The 23,125-nt window shown below is 41.6% G+C and carries 27 protein-coding genes; 26 read left to right on the top strand and 1 reads right to left on the bottom strand.

From position 1 onward, the window contains the following. The first annotated feature begins 559 nt into the window (after positions 1–559). The 3 genes from FQ087_RS07215 (at position 560) to FQ087_RS22390 (ending at position 2,040) form a co-directional block, all read left to right on the top strand. On the top strand, positions 560–889 hold the full coding sequence (locus FQ087_RS07215; protein ID WP_188006665.1) for a YolD-like family protein: 330 nt from the start codon (positions 560–562) through the stop codon (positions 887–889). A gap of 169 nt (positions 890–1,058) precedes the next feature. Beyond that, complete coding sequence (locus FQ087_RS07210; protein WP_149579804.1) at positions 1,059–1,895, top strand: lipoate--protein ligase family protein; 837 nt, start codon at positions 1,059–1,061, stop codon at positions 1,893–1,895. After that, the gene (locus tag FQ087_RS22390) at positions 1,870–2,040 is read left to right on the top strand and encodes a hypothetical protein (protein ID WP_188006664.1); all 171 of its coding nucleotides are present in this window, start codon (positions 1,870–1,872) and stop codon (positions 2,038–2,040) included. The genes FQ087_RS07210 and FQ087_RS22390 overlap by 26 nt, the downstream gene beginning before the upstream one ends. 155 nt (positions 2,041–2,195) lie before the next feature. On the opposite strand, the gene FQ087_RS07205 is transcribed toward FQ087_RS22390, so the two are convergent. After that, positions 2,196–3,170: a DUF1385 domain-containing protein gene (locus FQ087_RS07205; protein WP_149580791.1), complete on the bottom strand. Its 975-nt coding sequence runs from the start codon at positions 3,168–3,170 to the stop codon at positions 2,196–2,198. 129 nt (positions 3,171–3,299) lie between these two features. On the opposite strand from FQ087_RS07205, the gene FQ087_RS07200 reads away from it, so the two are divergent. The 23 genes from FQ087_RS07200 to spo0A all read left to right on the top strand — a co-directional run bounded on the left by FQ087_RS07200 (position 3,300) and on the right by spo0A (position 22,839). Continuing rightward, a complete protein-coding gene (locus FQ087_RS07200; RefSeq protein WP_149579803.1) occupies positions 3,300–3,728 on the top strand; it encodes a hypothetical protein in 429 nt (142 codons plus the stop codon). A gap of 62 nt (positions 3,729–3,790) precedes the next feature. Then, positions 3,791–4,231 carry a type II 3-dehydroquinate dehydratase gene (aroQ, locus tag FQ087_RS07195; RefSeq protein WP_149579802.1) on the top strand — a complete coding sequence of 147 codons (441 nt, stop codon included), beginning with the start codon at positions 3,791–3,793 and terminating at the stop codon, positions 4,229–4,231. Between the two features lie 4 nt (positions 4,232–4,235). Then, positions 4,236–5,294 (top strand): M24 family metallopeptidase, encoded by a 1,059-nt coding sequence (locus FQ087_RS07190; RefSeq protein WP_149579801.1) that lies wholly within the window; start codon positions 4,236–4,238, stop codon positions 5,292–5,294. Between the two features lie 26 nt (positions 5,295–5,320). After that, entirely contained in the window at positions 5,321–5,878 is a 558-nt protein-coding gene (efp, locus tag FQ087_RS07185) for an elongation factor P (RefSeq protein WP_149579800.1), read from the top strand. 453 nt (positions 5,879–6,331) lie between these two features. Continuing rightward, positions 6,332–6,541: a SpoIIIAC/SpoIIIAD family protein gene (locus tag FQ087_RS07180; protein WP_149579799.1), complete on the top strand. Its 210-nt coding sequence runs from the start codon at positions 6,332–6,334 to the stop codon at positions 6,539–6,541. After that, positions 6,520–6,918: a SpoIIIAC/SpoIIIAD family protein gene (locus FQ087_RS07175; protein ID WP_149579798.1), complete on the top strand. Its 399-nt coding sequence runs from the start codon at positions 6,520–6,522 to the stop codon at positions 6,916–6,918. Before FQ087_RS07180 ends, FQ087_RS07175 begins: the two co-directional genes overlap by 22 nt. 15 nt (positions 6,919–6,933) lie before the next feature. After that, positions 6,934–7,833 (top strand): stage III sporulation protein AE, encoded by a 900-nt coding sequence (locus FQ087_RS07170; protein WP_149579797.1) that lies wholly within the window; start codon positions 6,934–6,936, stop codon positions 7,831–7,833. Positions 7,834–8,030: 197 nt separating this feature from the next. Next, complete coding sequence (locus tag FQ087_RS07165; protein ID WP_149579796.1) at positions 8,031–8,489, top strand: hypothetical protein; 459 nt, start codon at positions 8,031–8,033, stop codon at positions 8,487–8,489. Beyond that, positions 8,489–9,037: a SpoIIIAH-like family protein gene (locus FQ087_RS07160; RefSeq protein WP_149579795.1), complete on the top strand. Its 549-nt coding sequence runs from the start codon at positions 8,489–8,491 to the stop codon at positions 9,035–9,037. The genes FQ087_RS07165 and FQ087_RS07160 overlap by 1 nt, the downstream gene beginning before the upstream one ends. 322 nt (positions 9,038–9,359) lie before the next feature. After that, positions 9,360–9,872: an acetyl-CoA carboxylase biotin carboxyl carrier protein gene (accB, locus tag FQ087_RS07155; RefSeq protein WP_149579794.1), complete on the top strand. Its 513-nt coding sequence runs from the start codon at positions 9,360–9,362 to the stop codon at positions 9,870–9,872. A 13-nt stretch (positions 9,873–9,885) separates the two neighbouring features. Then, positions 9,886–11,232, top strand: coding sequence for an acetyl-CoA carboxylase biotin carboxylase subunit (accC, locus tag FQ087_RS07150; protein ID WP_149579793.1), 1,347 nt, complete (start codon positions 9,886–9,888; stop codon positions 11,230–11,232). Between the two features lie 17 nt (positions 11,233–11,249). Continuing rightward, positions 11,250–11,651 carry an Asp23/Gls24 family envelope stress response protein gene (locus FQ087_RS07145; protein ID WP_149579792.1) on the top strand — a complete coding sequence of 134 codons (402 nt, stop codon included), beginning with the start codon at positions 11,250–11,252 and terminating at the stop codon, positions 11,649–11,651. A gap of 114 nt (positions 11,652–11,765) precedes the next feature. Then, a complete protein-coding gene (gene nusB / locus FQ087_RS07140) occupies positions 11,766–12,146 on the top strand; it encodes a transcription antitermination factor NusB (RefSeq protein ID WP_149579791.1) in 381 nt (126 codons plus the stop codon). 24 nt (positions 12,147–12,170) lie between these two features. Further along, the gene (gene folD, locus FQ087_RS07135) at positions 12,171–13,046 is read left to right on the top strand and encodes a bifunctional methylenetetrahydrofolate dehydrogenase/methenyltetrahydrofolate cyclohydrolase FolD (protein WP_149579790.1); all 876 of its coding nucleotides are present in this window, start codon (positions 12,171–12,173) and stop codon (positions 13,044–13,046) included. 70 nt (positions 13,047–13,116) lie between these two features. Next, on the top strand, positions 13,117–14,472 hold the full coding sequence (xseA, locus tag FQ087_RS07130; protein ID WP_149579789.1) for an exodeoxyribonuclease VII large subunit: 1,356 nt from the start codon (positions 13,117–13,119) through the stop codon (positions 14,470–14,472). Continuing rightward, positions 14,473–14,715: an exodeoxyribonuclease VII small subunit gene (locus FQ087_RS07125; RefSeq protein WP_255452170.1), complete on the top strand. Its 243-nt coding sequence runs from the start codon at positions 14,473–14,475 to the stop codon at positions 14,713–14,715. Continuing rightward, a complete protein-coding gene (locus FQ087_RS07120; RefSeq protein WP_149579788.1) occupies positions 14,708–15,592 on the top strand; it encodes a polyprenyl synthetase family protein in 885 nt (294 codons plus the stop codon). Before FQ087_RS07125 ends, FQ087_RS07120 begins: the two co-directional genes overlap by 8 nt. 96 nt (positions 15,593–15,688) lie before the next feature. Continuing rightward, a complete protein-coding gene (gene dxs / locus FQ087_RS07115) occupies positions 15,689–17,590 on the top strand; it encodes a 1-deoxy-D-xylulose-5-phosphate synthase (RefSeq protein ID WP_149579787.1) in 1,902 nt (633 codons plus the stop codon). Then, positions 17,587–18,408 (top strand): TlyA family RNA methyltransferase, encoded by an 822-nt coding sequence (locus FQ087_RS07110; RefSeq protein ID WP_149579786.1) that lies wholly within the window; start codon positions 17,587–17,589, stop codon positions 18,406–18,408. Before dxs ends, FQ087_RS07110 begins: the two co-directional genes overlap by 4 nt. A gap of 91 nt (positions 18,409–18,499) precedes the next feature. Further along, positions 18,500–18,949, top strand: coding sequence for a transcriptional regulator AhrC/ArgR (gene ahrC, locus FQ087_RS07105; RefSeq protein WP_149579785.1), 450 nt, complete (start codon positions 18,500–18,502; stop codon positions 18,947–18,949). Between the two features lie 15 nt (positions 18,950–18,964). After that, the gene (recN, locus tag FQ087_RS07100; protein ID WP_149579784.1) at positions 18,965–20,662 is read left to right on the top strand and encodes a DNA repair protein RecN; all 1,698 of its coding nucleotides are present in this window, start codon (positions 18,965–18,967) and stop codon (positions 20,660–20,662) included. Between the two features lie 164 nt (positions 20,663–20,826). After that, positions 20,827–21,795, top strand: a complete 969-nt coding sequence (locus FQ087_RS07095; RefSeq protein ID WP_149579783.1) for a SpoIVB peptidase S55 domain-containing protein — start codon at positions 20,827–20,829, stop codon at positions 21,793–21,795. Between the two features lie 252 nt (positions 21,796–22,047). After that, positions 22,048–22,839, top strand: a complete 792-nt coding sequence (spo0A, locus tag FQ087_RS07090) for a sporulation transcription factor Spo0A (RefSeq protein WP_149579782.1) — start codon at positions 22,048–22,050, stop codon at positions 22,837–22,839. The last annotated feature ends 286 nt before the right edge of the window (positions 22,840–23,125 follow it).

Genomic DNA, 23,125 nt, shown 5'->3' with positions numbered 1-23,125 from the left:
CAGATATATATATTAGTGGAAGGGCAGATAAATGGTGTAAAGCCATCTAGCTGCCCTTCTTTGAACTATTATCAAAAATTTGGCTTTTGATAATTTTTGGTAAGTAGTTATTCATCATTGCAATAAGAACGTACATTCCTTATACTAGGATGAATAGAGCGGAACGTATGTGCGTTTCGAATTAATTAAGTTGAAGGAACGAAGTTATGTGATAGATATAATGTACTTGTTAAAAGAACGCGAAATAAGAAATTGAAGAATCACGGTGCTACAGGAAGTTGAGGTCTCATTTTTGACCTAATGTAGTCAAATCGACAGCGTCCTTGAACTCGTTCCCATCAATTAAGAGAACGGTTGGTTATATGATGGAGTACGGTAAATTTCCAAATCGAAACATCGTTTGTATAGATGAGATTAAAAAATGACATATTCGAATCAGTTCAACTATGGATACTATTCTTAGCGGCAAGGCTCTACGTGGATTTTGAGTGTGTGAACGTCGGAACTACTATTAAGCGTTCTAAGTTAGTCGATGGTCATAAGGGATAGGAGAGTTACTATGATTCGAGACCGTGGGAATATTAAATGGACAGCGATGATGTTGTCAGAGCATGTTGTCGAGCTGCGAAAATGGACGGATCGGGATAATTACATTACGAGGCCAGAACTGAACGAATGGGATTTGCAATTGATCCAAGAAGAGTTAGAGTCAGCATATAAAAGGGTAGGTGAAACGCTTATTAAAACATGGGTTAACGGACGAATTATTCAACATCAGGGGGTAGTTGAAGACATTGATATACAAGGGATATACATTGTGCTCGACGGCCTGTTCGGTTCAGAAAAAATACCGATAGCAGATATTATAAATATACAAAGTATGGAGTAACAAGGGAATGTCATCTCCACGGGAGGACCTAATCTAGTATAAAAGGACCTTTACAAAAGGGTCCAATGCTGTCTTTCGATATGAGATTAGGAATAAGTATAATTATAATAGATAGCTTAATTGTTAATTGGAATGCTAAAATGATATTCGTTGTGAAGGGGGAATTCAAATGGGGAAAAAGATTTGGCATTTCATCAATTCAGGGAAATGCCGCGCTTCATTCAATATGGCGTTAGATGAAGCATTACTTGAATGGCATAGTAATGGGGAGATCGGTCCAGTACTTCGATTTTATGAATGGGAGCCGGCGACATTATCAATCGGTTATTTTCAAAGTGTAGAAAAGGAAATAAATATGGATGAAGTGAAAAGATTTGGACTCGATTTCGTTAGACGTCCGACTGGAGGCAGGGGTGTCCTGCATGAACATGAACTTACATATAGCGTAATTGTCAGTGAAAGCTATCCGGATATGCCCGAAACGGTAACAGAAGCTTATCGTGTTATTTCGGGCGGTTTGCTTGAAGGATTCCGCAATCTAGGGCTCGACGCAGCATTTTCAATACCACAAACTGCACAAGAAAATAGGGATTTAAAGAAACCAAAAAGCGCAGTCTGCTTTGACACCCCGAGTTGGTACGAACTTGTAGTCGAAGGAAAAAAAGTTGCGGGTAGTGCACAGACAAGACAGAAAGGTGTCATTTTACAGCATGGTGCGATACTTTTAAGTCTAGATGTGGATAAGCTTGTTTCCCTTTTTACATTCAAATCGGAAGTGCAGCGTGAACAAATGCGTGCAAGCTTACCTGAGAAAGCAGTAGCTATTGATAGATTGGTTAACCGTCCAGTGACGGTTAGCGAATGTGCAGACGCGTTTTCAAAAGGATTTGAAGTAGCACTCAATATAGAACTGGAACCAATGGAATTAACAGATCAACAGCTCCGATATGTCTTTGAAATTGAACGTAAGAAATATGCGAATGACGAATGGACATTTAAGAAATAACGTCTATAACTCAGGCGCTATTTTTCAACAAGAATACGTTCAAAATAGGATGGATTCGGACTATATTGAAGAAGTAGTCGGTAATCGTAAAGTAGTTCTCATCAATATAAAACAGGATTTACGCTCGACAAATGGCACGATCTGATTCGAAGTTGGGTATGCATACCCTGTATGTAGAGCAGGAACCATTGAAGAAATGGGTGGCTGTAATACATGAACGAACTGTAATGCGCAATTGAAATATGGTTTATAAACTAGCCAAAAAGCGGAAGCAGCCATAATTGGCAGCTTCCGCTTTTCTTAAGTTACAGGAACAGTCTCTGTTTCAGAATCTTTTTTCGACACTACTTCCATTACTTCAACCCCGTGTTCTTCAATCTCGAGCAACCTCTCGAATGAAGCAATCGCAACTTCCACTTGTTTGTCATCTGGATCTTTAGTCGTCAACAATTGGAGCCACAATCCTGGATAGCCTAAATACTTCAGCACAGGAACGTTACGAAGTGAGTTTGTTAATTGTAAGACCTCAAAAGAAATACCAAGCACAACCGGAATGAGAAGAATTCGGTTCACAATACGGAACCAAAATGGATCAGTTGGCACGAGGAAGTAGACAAACATCCCGACAATCACAGTAAATAGCATGAAACTACTACCACAACGGAAATGAAGTCTCGATTGCGCCTGAACATTTTCTACTGTCAGGGGTAAGTTGTTTTCATATGCGTTAATCACTTTATGCTCAGCCCCGTGATACTGGAATACCCGTTTAATGAGGGGGGTCATCGAAATGAGTGAGACATACGATAGTAACAAAATAAGTTTGAACAAACTTTCAAGTAAAATTTGAGCAGTTTTTCCTGGGGCAACAAATTGCAAAGCTTGTGCAAGAAAAACTGGGATAAGCGTGAAAACAAATTTCCCGAATAGTAGAGATAAAACTCCGACCGCAGCGACACCTAGAACCATCGCCAATTTTGAAGTTTCTTCTTCCTTTTCTACTTCTTCTCCTGGCATAACATCATACCGTTCGCTTGAGAATGTTAAATGACGTGAACCAACGCCTGCGGACTCGATTAACGCAACAATGCCTCGAACGAATGGGATTTTCTTCAGTTTCATCCGGAAATTATTCTTTTCTTTTGGTAGATGGAAGTAATCGATTGTATCGTCCTTCCGTCTAATTGCCGCCACAGTATGATTTTTTCCTCCGAACATAACTCCTTCGACAAGTGCTTGGCCTCCATAAGTAGGAGGTTGTTGTTCTTTTTCCATACGATTACCCACACTTTCTTTCATATCAACTAAATCCTATAATTCATTATACTAAAAAACGGTGGCACACTCCAGAATGATGTTTAAAATGTTCTGAACCTCCCGACACTTTGAATAGGAGGGATATTTATGATTAATAAAACACTACTATGGACTGCGCTAGTTGGCGCATTTTTCACAACGTTAGCACTTAAATTTTTGCAGTTATTTAATTTCATAAATTGGTCACCTGTCGGCTGGGCAAAAAAGTGGCAGATGTTTGCGTCCGCCCATTTCACAATCAAATGGGCTTTGCTGTTTGTTGCGTTGGTATTGTTATATGCCATTGTTTATTTTGCGGTTTCGTTCACAACTTCAATTCCCCCATCTATTACAGCCTTAATCATTGGAATTATCGTTGTTTTTACGGTTGAATGGACGATTGGTTCACCGAAGACGCCCTTAGATGCTATTAAATCCATATCACTCCCATATTTCGCCTTAATGGCAGTGGTTTTCAGGTTTATTACGGGAACGGCCGTGTTTATGAAGAAACTTTCGGATGAAAGTGTAAAATGAGTTGCTACCAAAGAACGATATGATAAAATGGGGAAGACAACGGTGAGGGGAATGGTGCGGCGATGAAGTTACTAATTCTGAACGGACCCAATCTTAACAGGCTCGGAAAGAGAGAGCCGGGTATTTATGGTGCAGAAACACTGGAAGATGTTGAACGCAAATTAGACAAGATTGCTTTGTTAAATGGTGTTGAACTATCGTTCTTCCAGTCTAACTCGGAAGGTGCTTTAATCGACAAAGTCCATGAAGCAGAAGATCAAGGTCTGGATGGCATTGTCTTTAATCCAGGTGCGTTTACGCATTATAGTATCGCCCTACGTGATGCTGTCGCGTCTGTAAATGTGCCTGTAATCGAAATCCATATTTCGAATATACATAGTCGTGAACCGTTCAGAGAGAAATCCGTTATTGCGCCCGTCTGTATCGGTCAATTATCTGGATTCGGCACGGACGGATATCAACTCGCCTTCCACGCTTTCCTTCTCCGGGGAAAAGGGGTATGAAACTGTGAAATTGACAAAACTGCGTAAATTGTTAACAGAACATGGCATCGACGCACTACTCGTTACGAACTCGTACAACCGTCGTTATATGACTGGTTTTACGGGGTCAGCTGGACTTGCTCTCATCTCGTCCGACGATGCAGTATTTATTACAGATTTCCGTTATACTGATCAGGCGGAAAAAGAAATCAGTGATTTCCGCATCGTTCAGCATACGACAACCATCATTGAAGAAGTAGCCGAGCAAGCGAAAAGCATGAAACTTAAGACTATCGGTTTCGAAAAAGATGATATGTCATTCGGTCTTTACGAGCTATATAATGGGAAAGTCGAAGCAGAGCTTAAACCAGTTTCCGGCCTCGTTGAAAAACTGCGTATGGTGAAAACGGAAGATGAGCTAGCTATTTTGAAAAAAGCGGCAAAAATTGCAGATGATGCATTCACGCATATTTGTACATTCATCAAACCAGGTGTGACGGAATTAGAAGTATCGAATGAGCTTGAGTTTGCAATGCGTAGACAAGGGGCAACGTCATCTTCATTCTCAATTATCGTTGCGTCCGGCTTACGTGGTGCACTTCCACACGGAGTTGCAACGAACAAAGTAATTGAAACGGGAGATTTTGTTACGCTCGACTTCGGTGCGTTGTATGAAGGCTATATTTCAGATATCACGCGTACGGTAGCTGTCGGTGAACCTTCTGACAAACTGAAAGAAATTTACGCAGTGACTCTTGCAGCACAAGAACTTGCTTTAAAAGAGATTAAACCGGGTATGACAGGAATAGAAGCGGATGCAATTGCACGCGACTACATCAAGTCTAAAGGCTATGGTGAGGCATTTGGTCATTCAACGGGACACGGCATCGGTCTTGAAGTGCATGAAGGACCGGGATTATCTTTCCGTTCTGAGATGGTACTTGAGCCAAATATGGTAGTTACAGTTGAGCCAGGTATCTATCTGCCTGGAATCGGTGGCGTCCGTATCGAGGATGATATTATTATGACTCAAAATGGTAATGAGCGTTTGACACATTCAACGAAAGAACTACTTATCTTATAATCTACTATCTAATTGGAGGAATCATCATGATTTCAGTAAACGACTTTAAAACAGGATTAACAATAGAATTTGACGGGGATATTTGGCGCGTAATGGATTTCCAACACGTTAAACCAGGTAAAGGCGCGGCGTTCGTTCGCTCGAAACTGCGTAACCTACGTTCAGGAAACGTCAATGAAAAAACGTTCCGCGCTGGGGAAAAAGTCGCGAAAGCGCAAATTGATAACCGTCGCATGCAATACTTGTATGCAAATGGAGACGAGCATGTCTTCATGGATAACGAGTCATACGAACAAATTGAACTTCCTGAGAAGCAGATTGAAGACGAATTGAAGTTCCTAAAAGAAAATATGGAAGTTCATATCATCATGTTTAAAGATGAAGTACTTGGTGTTGAACTGCCTGTAACGGTCGTTCTGGAAGTTGCTGAAACTGAACCGGGTATTAAAGGCGATACTGCGAGCGGTGGTTCTAAACCAGCTAAAATGGAGACTGGCGTTGTTGTACAAGTACCATTCTTCGTCAACATTGGTGATAAACTTATCATCAATACAGTGGAATCAGAATACGTTTCTCGCGCATAAAAAGGAATATAGCTTAAATACGACATGTCCTGTAATGGTTGAGAGGGTCGAAGTTTAACCCCTCTCAACTGCAGGAATAGTTTACTTCTAGCCCAAACACCTTGCGTCCCAATTCGGGATGCAAGGTGTTTTTTCGTTGTTTAGGTACTTTTACAATCTCACATTGTGGTAAATTTCCGACGTAGAGATGTAGCGTCTAGACTTCGGCATTGCTGACAAAGGCAAAGAGTTCCTTTTACTAAAGATAAGAATTAAGAATTTCACGACGCAGGACAGTGTCTAGCTCCAGGCGTCACACCTCGGTTCATTAGCAGTCCGGAAGGTTCACTGTTTCGTTGCTGGTGGAGAGGGATTGAATTACATCCCTCCTGTTTCGATGCTGAAGTGCGTATTGCGCTTTTGTTCTATGACCGTCTCCGGGCACATAGGATAGTGCAATGGGGGGAATACCGGATGGAATTAAATGACTTGCTACGCGTAGCCGGTATCGGATTAGTCATCGGTTTTCTGCATATCTTTTTCGAACAGACTGACAGGAAAGAGTTTTCTTTTTTTTTATTTTTCATCGCCTATATATATATCACTGCCGAAATGCTTCGATTTCTTAAGATTTTCTTCACGGAAATCACGGAGTTTTTCCAGTGGTTGTCTATGTCGGTCTGATGTTTACGTTAATTCAGCTAATTGTTGTTTTCCTTATTCTCCTCCTCATTTCCTTTGCTGTACCTAAATTGCAGCCACTCTTGTATGCATCTATTTTTTTCTATTTTCTATTCAACTTGCTCATAACAATTGTTTTTCCATTTGGGAAGTATTTTGTCGCTATGTTTGAACCATTACCGGATCCGTTTGCAAAGTTATTAATAGGCAGTGCTATTCTTTTTTATATCTCTGAGCTCATCGCAAAACATATCGAGGAGGCAGGATACGGTTCACTTGCAGCAGTCGCTCATTTCGCAGTGAAAATCGCCATACTGACCTTGTGGATGCAACAGACGTCCACATTAATCGAACTACTTTCAAGACTCATAACAAAATGAACAGGCGGGGCATCCATGAATTCCTTTATAGAATCGATACTCGGAACCGTATTGTCAAGCTTTGTCATCATTATCATTGCAACATTTATGGCATTGTTAGTGGATTTCTTGTTCCCTTCGTTTGCAAAATGGACGAGGATGGTTCTGATTTTTATTGTCGTAACGGTCGTATTGCAACCAGCGTTTGAACATTTGGCACTCATCAGTGATATTGCACAATCGATAACAACGATGTTCATTTCAATTTATCCAATATTGACTGCGAGCATGATTGCTGCTGGTGGAGCATTCAGCATGCTGAACTTTCAGCCGGCAATGCTGTTGTTTGCGAATGGTGCAATTGTTCTCACGGAAAAAGTACTCATACCACTTTTAACAGCAGCACTTATTCTAGATCTCGTATCTAGGATACTCCCAGCCGTACCGTTTACAAAAATGGCGGATTTGATTCGGACGACCCTTCTAGGAACGGTTTCAGCTGTCGTAGCAGCTTATTCTATCTTTATAACTGTAGGAGGCACGATGTCCTGGGCGCTTACGGGGTTAGCAAGCGAACCTATTAAAGAGCTAATACGCCAAAATGTCCCTCTTATTGGTTCATTTATGACCGAAAGTATGGGGACGATTGGACGTTATTCGTCGGGTGCCAGTGTTTTCGCTGGAGGTTGGCTCATATCTGCAATTTGGACTGTTGCACTCATTCCGTCGTTTAAAACGCTGCTTACAGCGTTTTTCTACAGATGGACTGCAGCACTCATCGAACCATTTGCAAACGAGGATATTACAGGGATATTGGATGATATAGGGAGAACATTATTCGTGTTATGTGCTATTTCTTTTCTAATTGCTTTTGCGTTTATCTATACTGCGCTTTTTTCCATAATTCTTGTGAAGCTGATTACTACGATGAAATGAGGCGGGGAATGGAGTCTTTTTAACGGGGGTCCTGCTTATCACCCTCTTAGCTTCAACAATTCTGCTGTTATTCCCAAGTGAAACTGAAGAAAACTTCCTGCCAATTATAAAAATCGCGATGGGTATTTGGGTAATTCAATCTTTCTTCAAAATTTTTGGTCATAGCCTTCTATGAAACTGCATAAAATGATTCATTGATGACAGGTCGTACAAGCGGCACAATGAGCGGAAATGGTGATGACATGCACAAACCAACAAGGAAAACCCATACGATCCTCCTCGGGACGATTGTTCTCCTGGTCATCATTTTCATCAATTCCAGTCTTGGTGTCATCGGGGGGGAGAAGGGAAAGAAGGAGGAGAGCGGGGAATTTGCAGCACTACAAGAGGCGCTGATGAAAATCGAAGGGATCGGGGAAATTTCGTTATATTTCCATTATGAAAATAGGGAGTCCACTAATCCGCTATCCGATTACTTTTCAACGTCCACTGCATCGGCTGAAAAGGGGAGTGAGCTTCAAGGCATTCTTGTCGTTGCGGAAGGTGCGGAGGACTTCAAAATTCAAAACGAATTATCGAAGATCTTATCAACCGTCCTCCAGCTGCCCGAACATCGAATTGCTATCGTTGGAATGAAGAAAAAGGGGGAACAATAATGAGAACGAATAAAAGAACAGTATGGTTTTTAACATTGCTCAGCTTAGTGGCGGTTATTTCCATCTATTACATCAAGGAAAAATCACCTATGCCATTCGATGGGATTAACATTTTCAAAGACACGGAAAACTCTGTTGAAATAGTAGAGAAAACAGGCGACTCAGAAAAAACGGCACCTGTCTTCGCTGAAGCGTATGTATTTGAAGAAATGCGGATGGAGGTCCGCAATGTACGGAGCAAATTGGGAGAGCAATTGATGGCTAAAATGTTATCGTCCGAAACTACAGCTGAAGAAAAAACCAAGGTGTTCGATGAGATGGGCCAGCTGACTAAACAGGAATCAGCAGAGGCGCTTATGGAATTAGAAATTAAAGCAATGGGGTATCCTGAAGCATTTGTATACAATGAAGATGGTGAAGTGAAAATCACTGTATTATCCTCTGAAGGACATTCGGCAAAAATGGCAGAAGAAATTACACATTACGTCAAGACGAGTTGGAAAGACGCAAAAAAAGTGACTGTCGCTTTTACTGGTGACGCTGAATGAGTAAAGAAAACAAAGGCCCTAAATGGGGTCTTTTTTTTGCTTAGGAAATTATAAAATCACGTACATTGATAATATTATGACTTAGAGAGTTCACTTCTAGACTCAATGTGCCAACACATTGAGTCGCTTTAGTCTTGTAGAAAAGGTGAAGAACGCCATGAACTTCAAGCCTTTCAGCGCTTTTAGGGATAAAACAGGTACAAGCGTTTTTATTGTTTAATAGCAAACTTTAAGGCAAATAACCATTATCTATTTCAATATGGGAAGAAAACAGCTAAAATAGTTATAGAACCTAATTAAAATAGAGTAGGGAGAATCGATTATGCTTAAAATCCAAGAAATCCGTGAAATCATTAAACTAATTGATCAATCTTCAATTGAAAAATTCACTTATGAATCTGATGGTGCAAAACTCGTATTGAAAAAAGGTAGTGGTAGTGCACAGGCAGTAGCAGCTGCAACTGTTGTAGAACAAGTACAACCTGTTCAGCAGGAAGTTTCCGCTTTGCAAGTTCAGAAAACTGAAGAAGTAATTGCACCTCAACAAGAAACACCCGCTGCACCTGTTGCTGTAACACAGACGGAAGATCCATCGCTGTACAAAATCATTTCACCAATGGTTGGGACGTTCTATTCATCATCTGCCCCCGATGTAGCAGCTTATGTACAAAAAGGAGATAGCGTGAAGGCAGAAGCGATCGTATGTATCGTAGAAGCAATGAAGCTATTCAATGAAGTTGAAGCGGAAGTTTCAGGGGAAATCGTCGAGATTCTCGTAAAAGACGGGCAACTCGTTGAATACGGACAGCCTCTCTTCCTTGTAAGATCTAATTAAGGAGGAATGAAAAATGAAAAAAGTTTTAATAGCTAACCGTGGCGAAATTGCCGTACGTATCATCAGGGCTTGTAAAGAACTTGGCATGAAAACGGTCGCGGTTTATTCAGAAGCTGATCAGGATGCCCTACACGTCGAATTAGCAGATGAAGCTTATTGCGTCGGTCCAAAATTATCTAAAGACAGCTACTTAAACTTTTCAAATATCATCAGTGTTGCAAAACTAACTGGTTGCGATGGAATTCATCCGGGATATGGTTTCCTAGCAGAAAATGCGAGTTTCGCCGAACTATGTGAAGAGGTCAATATCGAATTTATCGGTCCTACTTCGGACAATATCTCACGGATGGGTACGAAAGATGTAGCACGTGAAACAATGCGAGAAGCGGGTGTACCAATTGTTCCAGGTTCTACTGGAATCGTTGCTGATGAACAAGATGGTCTCCGAATTGCTGAAGAAATCGGTTTTCCAGTTATCATCAAAGCCACAGCTGGCGGTGGCGGTAAAGGAATTCGTGTTGCAAGGGATGCTGAAGAGTTAATCAATGGAATCAAAATCACTCAAAAAGAGGCTGCAGCTGCTTTTGGCAATCCTGGTGTCTACATTGAGAAGTTTATTGAAGTATTCCGTCATATCGAAGTTCAAATACTCGCTGACAAATACGGCAACACAATCCATTTAGGCGAACGTGACTGTTCGATCCAGCGCAGGATGCAAAAGCTTGTTGAAGAAGGGCCATCACCTGCTCTGACACCTGAACTGAGATTGGCAGTAGGAGAAGCGGCAGTTAAAGCGGCAGAAGCCGTCAATTATGAGGGTGCCGGAACAGTTGAATTCATTTTCGATCATATCAATCAAAAATTCTACTTCATGGAAATGAATACGCGAATCCAAGTAGAACACACGATTACAGAAATGATTACAGGAATTGATTTGGTCCAACAACAACTAAAAATCGCATCGGGTGAGAAGTTGGCCTATCGTCAAGAAGATATAAAAATCAATGGCTGGTCAATCGAATGCCGCATCAACGCTGAAAACCCGATGAAAAACTTTATGCCTTCACCGGGGAAAGTAACCATGTACATGCCTCCAGGTGGCTTTGGTGTTCGTGTAGATTCGGCAATGTATACAGGCTATTCAATCCCTCCATTTTACGATTCAATGGTTGCGAAACTCATTGTACATGCGGATACAAGGGAAGAAGCGGTAGCTAGGATGAAACGGGCACTTGATGAATTTATCATCGAAGGTGTCGAGACAACTATACCGTTCCACTTGAAGCTTATGGACAATGAAGTCTTTAAATCAGGAGATTTCGATACGAAATTTCTTGAAAAATACAAGATTATGGACTGAAAGGGAGGGGACTTGGAATGACTGACAAAACAATTCCAACATTCGTCGGGATGGCTTCGGCGGGGAATGGTGAGCTCGGCCGTGTCCAGCTTGCTCCCGAAGTTCTTGAAGTGATTATCGGAATTGCGACGACGGAAGTAAAAGGCGTCGCGAATACAAGAGGAAACTTTGCCACGGGGGTTGCGGAAAAGTTCGGTAAAGTGAACCATGGTAAAGGGGTCAAAACGGAATGGACTGAAGATGGCTTGACGATTGACGTATATTGCGTTGTCGAATATGGCTATTCACTACCTGCCATTGCCGTGGATATCCAACAGCAAATTCGTCATGCGATATTCAACATGACTTCCCTTGAAACGAAAGAAGTTAATGTCCATATTACAGGGATTCAGTCTGAGGCTGGAGCGGAAACGGTATGATCTGAAAAGCATCGTCCAGCCGGATGATGCTTTTCAACTTGTCTTACTGTATCCGGCAACCTGTTTATGCTATGATAATGCCCTAGAGATACGGTAGTGGAGGAGAATAATAAGATGAAACGAAGAGAAGCACGTGAAAAAGCAGTACAAACCCTTTTTCAACTTGATAATTCAGAACTGAGTGTAGATGAGGCTATCAACTACATTATTGAAGAACCGGTAAACCGCTTCTACGAACAGCTTGTACGGGGAACTGTGCAAAATAAAGAAGCGATTGATGAGGTCCTCAAAGGAAAACTGGAGCATTGGTCATTGGACCGTCTTCCGAAAATAGAACGGACCGTTTTGAGAATCGCAGTTTATGAACTGCTGTTCAATGAGGAAGTACCACATCGAGTGGTCTTGAATGAGGCAATCGAGCTATGTAAAGTATTCGGTGATGAAAAATCAGGTCGTTTTGTAAACGGTGTACTATCAAAGTTTGAAGAACAATAATTGAAACCATTTGGGGGTATCATGATGACTGGAAAACTGATTGATGGAATAGCAATCGGTAAAGAAATCAGGGAAGAAATCAAGGAAAGAGTTACCGCGTTGAAAGAACAAGGTTGTCAACCGTGGCTCGCAGTCGTCCTTGTCGGCGAGAATCAGGCTTCCCGTACATATGTAAGGAATAAGCAGAAGTCGAGTTTGGAAGTTGGCATGAAATCTGAACTGATTGAACTTCCAATCACCGTATCTGAAAAGGAGTTACTCGACCATGTCACGCGGTTGAATAATGATGATTCGATTCACGGCATTCTTGTTCAGCTTCCATTACCTGACCACATCGACGAAAACCTTGTCATCCGTGCAATTGATCCGACAAAAGACGTAGATGGATTCCACCCAGAAAATGTAGGGAAAATGATTATTGGTCAAGAGGCATTCCTATCATGTACCCCGTACGGTATCATCAAATTGCTCGAAAGGACAGGTACTGAAATCAGTGGTCAGCATGCTGTTATCGTTGGACGCAGCAATATTGTCGGGAAACCGATGGGCCAATTGCTGTTGCAGCGTGATGCCACAGTCACGTACTGTCACTCTAAAACGAAGGATTTAGTCTCATTTACAAAACAGGCTGATATTCTAATTGTCGCAATAGGCAAGACAAAGTTCATTACAGATGAGCATATTAAAGAAGGTGCTGTCGTGATAGATGTCGGCATGAACCGCGATGAGAACGGTAAATTATGCGGAGACGTCGATTTCGAATCGGCAAAAACAAAAGCTTCGGCTATTACACCGGTTCCTGGTGGGGTAGGTCCTATGACGATTACGATGTTACTGAAAAATACACTTCAAAGTGCAGAAAAAGCTTCTACAGAAATAAGATACTCTCAACAACTATAAAACCGGACGGACGCTGTTTTTCAATGGAAAGACAGCGTTTCTATACGTTAAGAATCAGGAGGCGGGACTGTTGGCCGGAGACCCACACTTGTCTGTACAAGCATTAACTAAATATATCAAACGAAAGTTCGATGCAGATCCCCATTTACGCAATGTTTTTGTTAAAGGGGAACTGTCGAATGTAAAAAGTCATCCGAGCGGACATATTTATTTCACCTTGAAAGATGAAAAAAGTAGGATCCAGTCAGCGATGTTCCGTTCAAGTGCATCAAGTCTCAAGTTTAAGCCTGAAAATGGCATGAACGTACTCATTACAGGCGATGTGACAGTTTTCGAAACAAGCGGAAATTATCAATTATATGCCCAATCAATGCAACCCGATGGTATCGGTGCGCTTTATCTCGCATTTGAGCAATTGAAGGAAAGTTTAGGGAAAGAAGGTCTATTCGATACACGCTGGAAAAGACCATTACCTTCGTTTCCAACTAAAATCGGTGTAGTTACGGCGCAATCAGGTGCTGCAATTCAAGATATATGTTCAACAATTGAAAGGCGTTATCCACTTGCAGAAATCATTTTATTTCCTGCGATTGTTCAGGGGCCGCAAGCAGCACCTTCTATCGTTAAGTCAATCGAACAGGCAGATACATATGGCACTATCGATGTTCTCATCGTTGGACGTGGTGGAGGTTCAATTGAAGACCTGTGGGCGTTTAATGAAGAATCTGTAGCACGTGCAATCTTTTCTTGTAAAATTCCAGTTATAAGCGCTGTCGGACATGAAACCGACACGACAATTGCTGATTTTGTCTCGGATAGACGGGCGCCTACACCGACAGCTGCCGCTGAAATGGCAGTACCAGCTCGCGACGAGTTATTTGAAAGGCTGTTGGATCGAAAACGTGTCATCTATAATGCCCTTTCCAATCAAATAAAAAACGAACGCAAACGTTTGACAAGTTTACAAACATCCTATCCACTTCAATTCCCGGAGCGTCTTTATCGTCCTTTCACAGAAAGATTAATTGGACTGGAAGGAAGACTCTTCCGAAGTGGACAAGATATTACAGGATATCGTTTATCTCAGCACCAAAGATTAAACAGCCTGCTTGCCTCTTTCTCGCCAGAACAGCGAATTAAAGAAGGACATCGGAATGTAGCGGCACTTACGGACCGTCTAACAAGGGGAGTTCATCAAGATGTCCGTATGAGGAGTGACCGTTTCCATGCATCCGTACGCATGCTGAAGGCGCTTAATCCACTTACTATTATGGAACGCGGATATTCGATTGTTTATCAGAATGACGAAGTTGCCAATTCTGCCAAAGCACTAGAGGTTGGAGGAAACATCCAAATACGTTTGCAAGACGGAGTCGCAGAAGCGACGGTCCAAACGATTACAATGAATGCAGGGGAGGAAATTTAATTGGGAACAGAACCAATCCGCTTTGAAGAAGCGATGCTTAACTTAGAGGAAGTTGTCCAGAAGCTAGAAACAGGGGACGTACCACTTGAAGACGCCATAACTCTTTACAAAAAAGGGATGGAATTGTCTGCTTATTGCCATGGGAAATTACAGGATGCTGAAAAACAGCTCATTTCTATTATCGATAAAGACGGCAACAAGTCAGAGTTTGACCCAGCTAAAGGTACCGATTCGAATGCATAAGGAACTACAAGAATTTATCGCAAAAAAGATGCCAATTATCGATGCTAAACTGAATAGCCTACTAGGGTCTGCGAATGTATCTGAAACATTGAAGTCCTCAATGGCCTATTCAATCAATGCCGGTGGTAAACGGATCCGGCCACTCCTTGTCCTTGCCACGCTCGACGACTTAGGTGCCCAATCAGATGATGCCTTGACGATAGCTTGTGCTGTGGAATTGTTGCATACGTATTCCCTTATCCACGATGATTTGCCTTGTATGGATGATGACGATTTTAGGCGCGGTAAACCAACGAATCATATCGTTTACGGGGAAGCGGTTGCTGTTCTTGCAGGGGATGCGCTACAAACCTTGGCATTCGGAAGCTTAACTCATTTAGTAGATACATCTGCGCAAGATACTCTTCGAATCATCCGATTGCTGTCGGACGCTTCTGGGGCAACCGGAATGGTCGGCGGACAAATGCTTGATATTGAAGGCGAGACTAAAAAACTGTCTCTATCCGAACTCGAAACGATACATGTTAATAAAACAGGGGCTCTATTGTCATTTTGTATCGGAGCCGGAGCAATACTAGCAGGGCTAGATGAAGAAAAATCGGCGAAGTTGAAAGACTTTGCGTACCATATTGGACTCGCTTTTCAAATACAGGACGATATTCTAGATATCACGTCTACTACAGAAGAACTTGGAAAGACTGTAGGGAGCGATGCGATAAGTGAGAAGTCTACGTATCCATCACTACTTGGTCTGGAAGGTGCAATGGCAGGTCTTGCAAAACATCACCAATCTGCAAGAGACTCACTCGCGTTTTTAGAATCGGAGCATTCACTTCTTGGAATGTTCGCTGATTACATAGTAGAACGAAAATCATGAAACGAACCAAAGTGTTGTGCTAGTCGTCCTACTTGATATAATGAGGTCAGCGTAGTAATAACCGTGGCAATTAACTTATGAAGGTGTGTGATGTTGATGGAACTCACTGAAATTTCAAGTCCATCTTTTATTAAGAAACTCGAAAAGGAACAGATGGCAGGATTAGCAGAAGAAATTCGGAAATTTCTTATTGAGAAGTTATCTGTTACTGGCGGCCATATCGGCCCGAATCTCGGAGTAGTTGAACTGACAATTGCATTACATCGGCATTTTGATAGTCCTACTGATAAAATCATTTGGGATGTGGGGCATCAGGCATACGTCCATAAAATTTTAACAGGGCGTGCTGTAGACTTTGATTCGCTTAGACAATACAAAGGTTTATGCGGATTCCCGAAACGAATTGAAAGCGATCATGATGTGTGGGAAACAGGTCACAGTTCTACCTCCCTTTCGGCAGCTATGGGCATGGCGGCTGCACGGGACATCAAGGGTGATTCAAACTATGTAATACCAGTCATCGGAGACGGTGCGCTAACAGGCGGTATGGCACTTGAAGCACTTAATCATATCGGTCATGCGAAAACGAACATGATTGTTATTTTGAATGACAATGAAATGTCAATCGCTCCCAATGTCGGTGCGCTTCATGCAGTCCTTGGAAAGTTAAGAACTGCTGGCAAATATAATAGTGCAAAAGATGAACTTGAATATATTTTAAAGAAAATTCCGGCGGTCGGCGGTAAACTTGCTACTGCTGCAGAGCGGGTGAAAGACAGTTTAAAATATCTTCTCGTTTCGGGTGTCTTCTTCGAAGAACTAGGCTTCACATATCTTGGACCGATCGACGGGCATGATTTCAATGATCTTGAACGTAATATTCAATATGCCAAGAAAATGGATGGGCCTGTCTTGCTTCATGTTATTACGAAAAAGGGCAAGGGATACAGCCCGGCCGAAGACGATAAAATCGGTACATGGCATGGCACAGGACCTTATAAGATCGAGACAGGTGATTTTGTCAAATCATCTTCTGTGGCACCATCATGGAGTGGACTTGTTGCAGGTACGGTTCAAAAGATTGCACGTGAAGATAGACGTATTGTCGCAATAACGCCGGCAATGCCTGTCGGATCGAAACTAGAATCATTTGCAGCGGAATTCCCAGATAGGTTCTTTGATGTCGGTATTGCTGAACAGCATGCAACGACGATGGCAGCAGGTCTTGCGACGCAAGGGATGAAACCATTCCTTGCAATTTATTCGACATTTATGCAACGAGCTTATGATCAGATGCTTCATGATATTTCCAGACAAAACCTGAATGTTTTTATCGGTATTGACCGTGCAGGGCTAGTAGGTGCAGATGGTGAAACGCATCAGGGCGTCTTCGATATTGCATTCTTAAGGCATATGCCGAATCTGGTTATCATGATGCCGAAAGATGAAAACGAAGGTCAGCATATGGTGAAAACGGCTTTAGATTACGATGAAGGCCCTATAGTAATGCGTTATCCAAGAGGAAATGGACTCGGCGTAACTATGGATGAAACATTGCGTCCAATCCCAATTGGCTCATGGGAAGTGCTACGTGAAGGCCATGATGGCGTAATCTTGACATTCGGAACAACAATTCCGATGGCGCTGGAAGCTGCCAACATATTATTTACTAAAGGGATTCATGTGAAAGTCATCAATGCAAGATTTATCAAGCCGCTTGATACTGCAATGTTAGACATGATTTTTGCAACCGGAATGCCAGTTATAACAGTTGAAGAGGCGGTTCTCGCCGGTGGTTTCGGCAGTGCAGTACTTGAATACGCACATGATACACTTCAGACAATTGTGCCGATTCGACGGATGGGCATTCCAGATCAGTTCATTGAACATGGCAATGTTGACGAACTGCTCGCAGAAATCGGTATGACTGCAGGTCATCTAGTTGAGAATATGGAATCATTTATAAAAATGCAAGAAGTGGAAAGGGAACAAGTATGACAAATCGTATACCGAAAGAACGGGTAGATGTCCTCCTGGTTGCGCGAGGTCTCTTTGAAACAAGGGAACAAGCAAAGCGCTCCATAATGGCGGGCATCATCTTTACCGCTGAAACAAGACTAGATAAACCAGGTGAAAAAATATTTGCAGATGCACCGCTTGTTGTCAAAGGTTCGAAACTGAAATATGTCAGTCGGGGTGGCTTGAAGCTTGAAAAAGCGCTTGAGCAGTTTGACGCCAATGTCACTGACAAAATTGTGCTGGATATCGGATCATCAACGGGTGGTTTCACAGATTGCGCCCTTCAAAATGGTGCATCTCATTGCTATGCACTTGATGTCGGGTACAATCAGCTGGCGTGGAAAATACGTCAGGATCCACGCGTAACTGTGATGGAAAGAACAAACTTTAGACATGCTACACCGGAGATTTTCACCGAAGGTATACCGCAATTTGCTACAATCGATGTATCTTTTATATCATTGACGCTTATCCTACCTGCATTAAAGCGCATTATTGCGGACGGCGGCGATGTCATGGTCCTTGTAAAGCCGCAATTTGAGGCAGGGAAAGGGAAAGTGGGGAAAAAAGGTGTTGTAAGGGAGAAATCCATTCACCTTGAAGTTTTAAAGAAAATTTCTGATGCATCCATAAAAGAGGGATTCAGTCTACGCGGAATTTCATATTCTCCCGTCACTGGCGGAGAAGGAAATATTGAGTTTCTGTTCCACTTGACTTCTGAAGACGATGCTTTGACATCATTTGACGATGTTTCATTTGACAACCTTGTCGAAGAAGCCTACAAGGAACTGCAATAGCACGCATTAATTTGCGTGCTATTCTTGTTGTATGAAATAATGGGTGGTACAGTATGAAATAAGACATAACAATGGTATCGGAGTGATTGGCATGAATAAAGGGCATAGGCAAATTCGTATTCGGGATATTATCTCAAACTTTGAAATAGAAACACAGGATCAACTCGTAGACAGCCTAAAAGCAGCGGGAGTTGACGTAACGCAAGCGACCGTTTCACGGGATATAAAAGAAATGCATCTTATTAAGACCCCTTTGTCTGATGGGAGTTATAAGTACAGCCTGCCACCCGTACATAAGTACAACACGGAACAAAAGCTTCACCGTATGCTGACCGATGCATTCGTTAGCATCGATGGAGCAGGCCATTTTATTGTTTTGAAAACGCTTCCTGGTAATGCACAAGCTGTCGGTTCACTAATGGATCATCTTAGCTGGAATGAAATTCTTGGGACGATTTGTGGCGATGATACGTGTCTGATTATTTGTCGTGATGAATCTCTGACAGAAGTAGTGAAAGAAAAACTTTTAGCGATGCTTTGAAAGAGGTGAAAGCAATTGTTACGTGAAATTTCCATAAAAAACTTTGCAATCATTGAACACCTTGAAGTAACTTTTGACGAAGGTTTAACCGTATTAACTGGGGAAACAGGTGCGGGGAAATCTATTATTATCGATGCTGTCCAACTGTTGGCGGGTGGAAGAGGATCACAGGAATTTATCCGCCATGGAGCGACAAAAGCCGAACTCGAAGGGCTTTTCACCATTGAAGAAGAGGCGCATTCGATTATTGTTCAATTGGCTGAATTTGGTATTGATGTGCAGGATGGTGTCGTTATTTTGCGACGCGATTTAAATTCGAACGGTAAAACGGTTTGCCGTGTCAATGGTAAGCTCGTGACAATTGCTATCTTGAGAGAAATTGGTTCCCAGCTGATTGACATACATGGTCAACATGAAAACCAAGAATTAATGCATGAGAGAAGTCATATTCATTTGCTTGATCATTTTGCAGGTGAAAAACTTGAGAATGCCTATGAAAATTATTCCGAACTGTATGAGAGTTATCGGAAACTAAAGCGGAAGCTTGAAAAGGCAGATGATAATGAGCAGCAAGTTGCCCAACGTATTGATTTGTATTCATTCCAACTGAAGGAAATTAATGCGGCCGCACTTGTCATTGGTGAAGAGGATCAACTAGAAGCAGAAAAACAAAAACTTCAAAACTTTAATCGTTTATTTGAGCGATTAAATACGGCATACGTGTCGATTAGTGGGGATACACATGCGCTTGACTGGGTCGGTTCTGCAATGAGTGATATGGAGGATGCGGCTTCAGTCGATAACAGTCTGAAAATGCACGCTGAAACGATTGCAACAAGTTTCTATTCCTTACAAGATACTGCGCATGAACTCAAAAGTATACTTGATGATATGGAATTTGATCCTACAAGACTCGAAGTAGTTGAAGAGCGTCTTGCTCTCCATATTTCCCTAAAAAGAAAGTATGGCAAAACAATTGAGGACATTCTTATATATCGAGATAAAATCACAGATGAACTTGAAAGTTTAGTTAGCAGGGATGAGCGTCTTTCTGCTGAGCAGGAAAAACTTACACAATTTTTAAAGGACCTTGAAATTGAAGCAGGAGAGTTATCAATTATTCGCCAAAAGTCGTCCATTCAATTAGAAAATGCAATTATGGAACAGCTCGATCAACTTCATATGGGAAAAGCTTCTTTTAAAGTGGATATCACTCGGAAAGCATTAGGTACTTTCGATTCCAATGGATATGATGATGTGAACTTCCTAATATCGACGAACGTTGGAGAACCGTTGAAGCCACTTGTCAAAGTAGCTTCGGGTGGTGAAATTTCTCGCATAATGTTAGCGATAAAGACAATATTTTCTAAACACCAAGGTGTTACTTCACTCATTTTTGACGAAGTGGATACTGGTGTAAGCGGAAGGGTTGCACAAGCAATTGCAGAAAAAATAGCTATAATCGCAACAAAGTCCCAAGTGCTGTGTATTTCACATTTACCACAAGTTGCCGCAATGGCCGATCACCATTACCTCATTAAAAAGGATGTAATAAGTGATAGGACGAAGACGGAAATTCATGATGTCATTGAATCAGATAGGACTGAAGAATTGTCCAGGATGTTGTCCGGAGCTGAAACCACGCCATTAACGTTAAAACATGCGGAAGAGTTGTTGACTTTGGCTGCCGAACGCAAGAAATCCTTTAGATAATCACTTAACGTGCATACTATATTATGCACGTTTTTTTTATTTTTTTTACTTAACAGTTGCCAACACAGTAAAATTAGTTTTCGTTCCATTATTGCTTGATTTACCCTTTCATAACATTCCCCTGAACGGACATACCAACAGTATCTTATTAAGGGAGGTGAAACATGGGATGGAGTAGACAACTCAAGTTGGCCGTTTCGTTATCTGTGCTTTTTCTTGTCATGCCATTTGCTTCAAATGTAGTATTTGCAAAAGACGGAACGCTGATTCCGATGGGACAGTCAATCGGTATTAAGATGGATTTGTCGGGAGTCTACATTACAAATGATGTCATGATCAGTGAAGAAAACTGGTTGAAGGCAGGTGATCTAATCGGACAATTAGACAATGTAGCAGTCAGCAGCCTTCATGAGTACGAAAAAGTATCAACCTCATTACGTGACAAGAAAGAAATCGTATTGCATGTCATTCGTGACGGGGAAAAAAGTCAGGTTCAAGCAGATGGCGAAGCGATGAAACGTCTCCTTCCATTCCTGAAAGATCGGACGGAAGGGACTGGAACCTTGACGTATGTCGACCCGGACAAGGGGACATACGGTGCACTCGGTCATCAGATAATCGACAGTGCATTGAAATCACCACCTTCATTTAGAACAGGAGCAATTTATCTTTCAGAAATCGATCAAATTAAAAAAAGTGTACCTGGTATTCCAGGTTATAAAATTTCAACAATTGTTGATGATGACGATTTTTTAGGGACGATTCGGGTAAATGGCATTTATGGCATTTTTGGATCGTGGAACAGCGAATATAAGAAAGTGTTAGCCGAACCGCTAACTATTATGCATCCTGCGGAAGTAAAAGAAGGTCTGGCTGAAATTTACACTACGATTAAAGGGACCGAGGTTGAATCATTTTCTATTCGAATTATTGAAGTAGAGGAAGATCAGTTTCATTTCATCTTGACAGATCCCAAATTACTCGAGGCAACGGGTGGGATTCTACAGGGGATGAGTGGAAGTCCTGTTATTCAGAATGGGAAATTTGCGGGAGCGGTGACGCATATGTTTGTCGATGATCCCAAAAAAGGTGCAGCCCTTTTTCTAGAAAAAATGCGTAGCGGAGAAAATTGAAAAAAGGACCAACTCAAAAAGTGAGTTGGTCCTTTTTTTTTATCGTGGTAAACTTATTAAAAGGGATTCGACAAAGTATTAAAAATAAAGGAAATGGTCGAAATTTAGGGAAACTGTATGTCTGAAGATTCATTTTTATTGAATAATAGAGGATTACTTCATGATTCGTCGAAATTTCTCTTGTGTAGTTAAGAGAAGGTTGATAATGTTTAGGGAAAGAAGTCGTCATAAACGTACAAGGGGGAAATGGGAATGGATAAACTGAAAGTTGCGATTGCTGACGATAACAAGGAATTGGTGAAAACTATGATGACATATTTTGAAAGGCATCCTGAAATTGATGTCATTTGGACAGCGCATAACGGCAAAGTATGTCTGTCAATGTTAGAAGAGAAAAAACCAGATGTCTTATTACTTGATATTATCATGCCACACCTTGACGGAATTGCGGTTTTGGAAACGTTGAGTGAAAATGCACAAACTGCCGATGTGCATATTATTATGTTGACGGCATTTGGACAAGAAGATGTAATGACGCAAGCCGCGAGTCTAGGCGCTTCGTATTTCATGCTTAAACCTTTTGAATTCGAACGACTTGCAAACCAGATATTCCAAGTAGCAGGAACAAGAAAACCGATAGTTCCGATAGTTCAAGCTAGCGGAGAGTATGCGCCAGGAACAGTAAGTCAAAAAGTGCTGGATACTACAATTACAGCAATTATTAAGGAGATTGGTGTCCCTGCTCATATTAAAGGTTATGCGTTTATTCGTGAAGCGATTCAAATGGTTTACACTGACGTCGATTTGCTTGGTTCAGTGACGAAAGTACTTTATCCGGAGATTGCAAAAAAATACAATACGACAGCATCCCGTGTCGAGCGTGCAATTCGCCACGCAATTGAAGTGGCATGGAACCGCGGCAATTATGATGTTATTTCCAAAATGTTTGGCTACACTGTGCATCACTTGAAAAGCAAACCAACTAATAGTGAATTCATCGCAATGATCGCAGACAAGATTCGTCTTGAGCATATGGCGAGCTGATTGTTGGTATGACAAGATTTTCAACAGCTACTAAGCCGACTTATTTTTAGGATTTATATTAAACTTCAATTTCTAAGCCTATAAATCCCTACACAACAAGCTGACTAATTTTTAGATTAGTTGGTTTTTTTATGTCCGGAAAGAGGCTAGAAAAATGAAGTTGACAGAAATCGGATTTTATCTAGAAGTTTCACTGTTGTATTACGAATCAAAGAAACTGTCCGAGAAAATGTTCATGTCATATGATCAATAAATTAAGCTGTTCCTAGTTTATGTAAAGAGTGAA

This window comes from Sporosarcina sp. ANT_H38 (assembly GCF_008369195.1).
GTDB lineage: Bacteria > Bacillota > Bacilli > Bacillales_A > Planococcaceae > Sporosarcina.
The sequence above is the reverse complement of the archived record's forward strand: the minus strand, read 5'-3'. Positions and strand labels throughout refer to the sequence as shown.